The sequence below is a fragment of the Parasynechococcus sp. genome (genome assembly GCF_042954245.1).
Taxonomy (GTDB): Bacteria; Cyanobacteriota; Cyanobacteriia; order PCC-6307; family Cyanobiaceae; genus Parasynechococcus.
The window spans coordinates 1-3,480 of sequence record NZ_JBGKDP010000205.1 but is presented as its reverse complement, the minus strand read 5'-3'; the positions used below and the strand labels follow the sequence as shown (position 1 = coordinate 3,480).

The following is a 3,480-nucleotide window of genomic DNA, read 5'->3' as shown; positions in this document are numbered from 1 at the left end:
TCTCGCCGTGCTGGAAGGGCTGGGCCTCGATCCCGATCGCTACAGCGGTTTCGCCGCGGGCCTTGGGGTGGAGCGCTTCTGCATGGTGCGCCATGGCATTGATGACATCCGGCGGCTTTACACCAGCGATCTGCGCTTCCTCGAGCAGTTCTGATCAGGAACCTTCGTTACCAAGCGGCGTTCAGTTTTCGCGCGTCCCATAGGCTGGGCGGACCTCTACCCGTCGTGGATCAGTGCCCCGGATCGGACGGATCGGCAATGACGGCAAATCGCTGGCAGTGCAGACAGCGGACACGATTCAGCAGCGCCTGGAGGCAGTCGGCCATGCCGTGGAGCGGGCCAGCAGCTCCGGGGGCATGGTGGGCTTTGCCAACCCTGATCAGTACCTGCGGTTGCGTGGTTACAGCGCCTGTGTGCCCAAGGGCTTCGATCAATCGATGGTGTTGGCCATCGTGCTGGGGGGTGACGGCACGGTGCTCTCCGCCGCGCGGCAGACCGCCCCTGTGGGGATTCCGATTCTCACGATCAACACCGGCCATCTGGGATTCCTGGCTGAGGCCTATCTCGATGATCTGGACCGGGCCCTCGATGTGGTGCTCACTCAGCAATGGACGATTGAGGAACGCAGCAACCTCGTGGTGAGTGTGATGCGGGGCGATCAGCGCCGCTGGGAGGCGCTGTCCCTCAACGAAATGGCACTGCACCGTGAGCCGCTAACCAGCATGTGTCACTTCGAGATCGCCATCGGCCGCCACGCCCCGGTGGATATCGCCGCCGATGGCGTGATCCTCTCCACGCCGACGGGTTCGACGGCCTATGCCCTCAGCTCCGGCGGGCCGGTGATCACGCCGGATTGTCCGGTGCTGCAACTCACCCCGATCGCGCCCCATTCCCTGGCCTCCCGTGCCCTGGTGTTCAGCGACCGTGAACCCGTCACGATTTTTCCGGCCACGCCGGAGCGGCTGATGATGGTGGTGGACGGCAGTGCTGGTTGCTACGTCTGGCCCGAAGATCGAGTGTTGATCCGTCGCAGCGATCACCCCGTGCGCTTTGTGCGTCTTGCTGACCATGAGTTTTTCCAGGTGCTGCGCAACAAATTGGGTTGGGGCCTGCCCCACATAGCCAAGCCCGAGCGGGAATGAACGCTGATCCCCTGTTGCTGTTGGCAGGTCCTTCGGCGGTCTCACTGGCACCCCGTCTGGCTGCATCGGGTTACGCCACCCTCGATTGGCTCAGTACCGGGCCCTCGGCCCATGCCCCTGAACCGGGTGAATCCCCTGTTGCTGCTGTGTTGGCGGCCGATCAGGCCGCATTGATTCAAGACCTGCGTAGCCGTTTCGGGGCCATGCCGATCCTGTTGGACCTGGAACGCGACAGCGTTGAGGCCCGTGCCGCCTGCCTTGGAACCGGCGCCGACGATTTCTGGCTTTCGGAGATCGGGCCCAGCGATCTGTTGCTGCGTCTGCGCCTGCACCGCACGATTCAACAGCGGTCGGGTCAGCGACCGGCGCTGCTTCAGCTCGATGATCTCAGTATTGATCCCGCCACCCGAACAGTGCGTCGGGGAGATCGTGTGGTAGGTTTGACGCCTCGGGAATTCATGCTGTTGCAGGTGCTGTTGCGGCGGCGGGGCCAGGTGTTGAGCCGCGAGCTGTTGCTTCAAGAGGTGTGGCAGGGGGAGCGTTCCAGCAGCAATGTCCTTGAGGTGTACGTGCGTTACGTGCGTCAGAAGCTGGAGGCCGGCGGTGAGCGACGTCTGCTGCACACCGTGCGCGGCCGGGGGTATTGCCTCGGCCAGGTGTTGCCGGAGGCTTGAGCGGCCATGGATGCTCTGCCTCCTGAGCCGCTACCGCAGTGGCTGCCGATTGGGGCCCGCTGGTGCGTGGATCAGCAGCGTTGTATTGATCTCGAGGTGGCCCGCAGTCCGGAGCAGCAGCGGCTGGGCTTGATGCAAAGGCCGGCTCTGCCGCCCTTGCGCGGGATGTGGTTTCCCTTCTCCACCCCCCAGCCGCAGCGCTTCTGGATGTTCAACACCCTTGCGCCTCTGGACATGATCTTTGTGCGCGATGGGCGGGTGCTCGATCTGGTGCCTGCCGTTCCCACCTGCGCTGCGCTGCCCTGTCGCTCCCATGCCGTCGATGTGGATGGCAATGGACGGGCTGATTATGTTGATGCAGTGATTGAGATCGGTGCCGGTGAGGCGCAGCGGCTGGGAATTGGCATCGGGGATCCGGTTCGGATTGCCCCGCTCAAGCCTTCGCAGTGAAGTCGGCTTAAACCGACTTCGTTCCCGTCACGATCAACGTAGGGTTCATCGGAGCTAGGCGGGTGCCATCCCCCAGCGGTTGTCCCCGCCAGGCCTGCAGTTGCTGCACGCCAACCGCCAACCCAGCGTTCTCGAGCAGCGGCCGAACGCTGGCCAAGGCTTCAAGGCCGGCCAAGGGAATCACGACAACGCCACCAGGCAGCAGCCGGGTCAGCACGGCCTGAAGCAAGCGCTCCCGTTGGGCGCCACCGCCTCCGAGCAGAACCCGGTCGGGCTGGCTGAGCTGGCTCGGGAGCCCGCCGTTCAGCACCGCGGTGGCGTCAGCCTCCAGCACCGCTGCGGGGCTTACACCGAGCCGTTGCGCATTGCGTTGGATCAGTTGCGCGCCACCGGCGCGGCGTTCCACCGCCAGCAGTTGCAGCCCTGGGCGCATGCGCAGGGCCTCCAGACCGACGCTGCCGGTGCCGGCCCCCAGATCCCAGAGCACGCCCTGCGGTGGCAAAGCGAGTTCGGCCAGAAGTTGGATGCGCACCTCCCGCTTGGTCATCAGTCCGGGGTGATCGCTGTGCTGCAGGTAGAGCCCGTCATCAAGCCCGAACAACGGCAGCTCATGGGGATCCGGTGCGGCGGGGTCCCGGGCTATCAGCAGCGCAATCAGCAGCGGATGCAGGTCTGCTGGCAATGCGGTGCCGGGGGTGATCTGCTGCACCCGCTCTTCGGGGTGCCCAAGGTTTTCGCAGAGCCATAGGTCCGTGCTGGCCTCCAGGCCGCTGCTGCGCAACATCCGCCGCACGCTGCTGGCGCCCCCCTGGTTCGGGTTTGTGAGCACCGCCAGGGCCGACGGTCGCTTCTGCAAGGCGCTGGCCAGGATTTCGGGGTCTCGTCCATGCAGGCTTAACCAGTCGGCGTCCAGCCCGGGGCGCCCGATGCGAGCGAAAGCCAGCTGCAGCGATGTGGGGGCGGGATGAAACCGCAGCCGCTCTGCCCCGATGCGATCGCAAAGGATGCGCCCCAGGCCGAACCAGAGCGGATCGCCGCTGGCCAGCACCACCACAGGTTGATCAGCAGCTCTTGATTGCAGGATATCCACCAGAGCCCGCGGGTCATCGCTACTGATCAGCTCAGGCAGGGCGTCTCCCAGCCAGTCCTGCAGAGCAGCTTGCAACCGCTGCGGTGCTGCAATCACAGCGGCCGCCCGCAGCAACGTCTGCTGT

At 65.1% G+C, this 3,480-nt stretch carries 4 protein-coding genes and 1 pseudogene; 4 read left to right on the top strand and 1 reads right to left on the bottom strand.

Annotated elements, in window-relative coordinates:
• The 4 genes and pseudogenes from ACGVJ8_RS09280 to ACGVJ8_RS09265 form a co-directional block, all read left to right on the top strand.
• Nucleotides 1-154, top strand: a pseudogene (locus ACGVJ8_RS09280) (phenylalanine--tRNA ligase subunit alpha); the annotation flags it as partial.
• 79 nt (nucleotides 155-233) lie between these two features.
• Nucleotides 234-1,142 (top strand): NAD(+) kinase, encoded by a 909-nt coding sequence (locus ACGVJ8_RS09275; RefSeq protein WP_392347475.1) that lies wholly within the window; start codon nucleotides 234-236, stop codon nucleotides 1,140-1,142.
• Nucleotides 1,139-1,816, top strand: coding sequence for a winged helix-turn-helix domain-containing protein (locus ACGVJ8_RS09270; protein WP_392347473.1), 678 nt, complete (start codon nucleotides 1,139-1,141; stop codon nucleotides 1,814-1,816). The genes ACGVJ8_RS09275 and ACGVJ8_RS09270 overlap by 4 nt, the downstream gene beginning before the upstream one ends.
• A 6-nt stretch (nucleotides 1,817-1,822) precedes the next feature.
• The gene (locus tag ACGVJ8_RS09265; RefSeq protein WP_392347471.1) at nucleotides 1,823-2,266 is read left to right on the top strand and encodes a DUF192 domain-containing protein; all 444 of its coding nucleotides are present in this window, start codon (nucleotides 1,823-1,825) and stop codon (nucleotides 2,264-2,266) included.
• 7 nt (nucleotides 2,267-2,273) lie between these two features.
• Here the strand turns inward: ACGVJ8_RS09265 and cbiE are convergent.
• Nucleotides 2,274-3,480 (bottom strand): precorrin-6y C5,15-methyltransferase (decarboxylating) subunit CbiE (gene cbiE / locus ACGVJ8_RS09260; RefSeq protein WP_392347469.1); only part of this gene is annotated, 1,207 nt, incomplete at its 5' end.

Excerpts from the sequence above, each read along its gene's own strand:
- ACGVJ8_RS09270 (WP_392347473.1), top strand. The coding sequence starts at position 1,139 with ATGAACGCTGATCCCCTGTTGCTGTTGGCAGGTCCTTCGGCGGTCTCA.
- ACGVJ8_RS09265 (WP_392347471.1), top strand. The coding sequence starts at position 1,823 with ATGGATGCTCTGCCTCCTGAGCCGCTACCGCAGTGGCTGCCGATTGGG.